Source organism: Streptomyces sp. F001, assembly GCF_004187715.1.
Taxonomy (GTDB): domain Bacteria; phylum Actinomycetota; class Actinomycetes; order Streptomycetales; family Streptomycetaceae; genus Streptomyces; species Streptomyces flavusporus.
The window spans coordinates 1-2,255 of the sequence record NZ_QZWF01000143.1 but is presented as its reverse complement, the minus strand read 5'-3'; the positions used below and the strand labels follow the sequence as shown (position 1 = coordinate 2,255).

General features: G+C 71.9%; 2 protein-coding genes. One reads left to right on the top strand and one right to left on the bottom strand.

The genetic code is table 11. From position 1 onward, the window contains the following. Positions 1–196 precede the first annotated feature (196 nt). Positions 197–799 (bottom strand): YceI family protein, encoded by a 603-nt coding sequence (locus StrepF001_RS45040; RefSeq protein ID WP_129803849.1) that lies wholly within the window; start codon positions 797–799, stop codon positions 197–199. A 141-nt stretch (positions 800–940) separates the two neighbouring features. Here StrepF001_RS45040 and StrepF001_RS45035 point away from each other — a divergent pair, with 141 nt between their 5' ends. Further along, positions 941–2,224 carry a glycosyltransferase gene (locus StrepF001_RS45035; RefSeq protein WP_129803848.1) on the top strand — a complete coding sequence of 428 codons (1,284 nt, stop codon included), beginning with the start codon at positions 941–943 and terminating at the stop codon, positions 2,222–2,224. Positions 2,225–2,255: the final 31 nt, after the last annotated feature.

The window sequence follows — 2,255 nt, the reverse complement described above, 5'->3', positions numbered from 1 at the left end:
GACAAAGAAGCGGGCGGCCCCGACGGTCACGTCGAAGGGTGCGTCGAGGACAGTGCCGGACCTACGCTGACCCGTCTCGTACGGAGCGCAGTCGCGCCGCCCGGTTGGCGCCGGTCGTGACGTGCCGAGCGCCCGCCCTCCAGCCAGGGAGCGCAGGGCGGGCGCGCGGTGCGTCAGCTCACGCGACGCGTGGGGTTCACGCGTTCCGGATCGCCGAGATGTCGAAGTTCAGCTTGATCTTGTCGGAGACCAGGACGCCACCCGTCTCCAGCGCCGCGTTCCAGGTCAGGCCCCAGTCGGAGCGCAGGATCTCGGCCTTGCCCTCGAAACCGACGCGGTCGTTGCCGAAGGGGTCCTTCGCGGCGCCGTTGAACTCCAGGTCGATGGTGAGCGGTTTGGTGACGCCCCGGATCGACAGGTCGCCGGTGATGCGGTAGTCGTCGCCGCCGAGGGCCTCCACCTTGGTGGAGCGGAACGTCATCGTCGGGAACTCCTCGATGCTGCAGAAGTCCGCGCTCTTCAGGTGGCCGTCGCGGTCGGCGTTGCCCGTGCTGATGCTGTCCATCTTGACGTCGATGGACGCGGTGGACTGCGACGGGTCGGCGCCGTCGAGGTGCAGCGAGCCGGTGAAGTCGAGGAACGAGCCCTTGATGTTCGTGACCATGGCGTGGCGCGCCACGAAGCCGATCGTCGTGTGTGCGGGGTCGATCGCGTAGTCGCCGGTCAGCGCGGCCAGGTCGGGGTTCACGGCCGTGTTCTCGGTCGACGCTTCGGACTTCTTGTTACCGAAGATGCCCATGGTGTGCTCCTAAGGGGGACGGGAGTCTGTTGAATCTTCAACGACGCCAACAGAACCGACCGTAGACCTATTCCGTTCAAGTTTCAACGTCATCTCTCGGTGTCGCGGTTGGATCGCCGGCCGGGGTGGTACCCAGTGATCGTGTTCTCGGTCGCGGTCCTGGTCGAGCTGATGCGAAGCAGCACGTCAGGCGGGCACGTCAAATGCTGGGAGCGCTTCGCGGAGAGCGCCACCCGGCTGCCGGACGCTCCCGGTCTCGATCTGACCGTCTACTTTCTCGGCGAGCGGGAACGGGTCGAGGCCCTGTCCCCGCACGTACGGTTCGTCATGCTGCGGCCGGCCCTCGCCACCTCCGCCCTGATGTCGGCCGACGGAGCGGAGGACATCTCCGACCTCGCCCCCCACCATCGCCGGCTGGCCGCGCTGCTGCCCCGGCACGACGTCTGGCATCTGACGCACAGCTTCGCCTACGCCGCCACCGCGGTACGGCTGGCCCACCGCGCCGCCCGCAACGGCGCCCGGACGCCCCGGCTCGTGGCCTCCGTGCACACCGACGTCCCCGCGCTGGCCTCCGTCTACAGCCGCTACCTCGCCGACCGGTGGCTGCCCGGCGCCCACCGCCGGACGGGGGAGTTCCTCTCGGCCCGCGCCGAGACCCTGCTGCGCCGGCGACGGGACCGGCTCCTCGGCGCCTGCGAACAGGTGCTGGTCCCCACCCCGGCCGGAGGCGCGGAACTCGCCCGCACCTTGGGCGCCGACCGGGTCGCCCTGCTCCGCCGCGGCATCGACCACCGGCGCTTTTGGCCCGACCCCACGGCCAGGGCCCGGCTCGCCCGGGAGTACGGCGTACCGGCCGACCGCCCGCTGGTGCTGTTCGCCGGCCGGCTGGACGCCACCAAGGGCGTGCCGCTGCTCGCCGAGAGCGTACGGCGTCTGCGCGACCGCGGAACGGCCGTGCACCTCGTCATGGCCGGCTCGGGCGCGGAGGCGGACCCGGTCCGGCGGGTCCTCGGACCGGACGTGACCCTGCTCGGCACCCTCCCGCAGGAACGGCTGGCCCCGGTCTACGCCGGCTGCGACGTCTTCGCCTTCCCGTCCCGCACGGAGACCTGCGGCAACGTCGTCGCCGAGGCGATGGCGAGCGGCCTGGCGGTCCTGCTGCCCGAGGGCGCGCGCACCACACAGTGGCTGGCCTCCCCCGGCCGGGACGGCATCGTCGTACGACGTGACGACCCCCGGGACTGGTCGGACGCTCTGGGCGCGCTGGTCGACCAGCCACGGCTGCTGGACGCGGTACGCCACCGCGCCGCGGCCACCGCTCGGGACACGCACCCGTCCTGGGACCGCGTCCTGGCCGAGGACCTCCTCCCCGTCTGGACGGCCCCCGCTCCCTCCCACCGCAGCCGCACGCGGCGCGTCGCGTGACCCGACGGGTCAGGGCGGACCGGCCTCCCCG

Coding starts and splice junctions, on each gene's coding strand:
- StrepF001_RS45040 (WP_129803849.1), bottom strand. CDS start 799: ATGGGCATCTTCGGTAACAAGAAGTCCGAAGCGTCGACCGAGAACACG.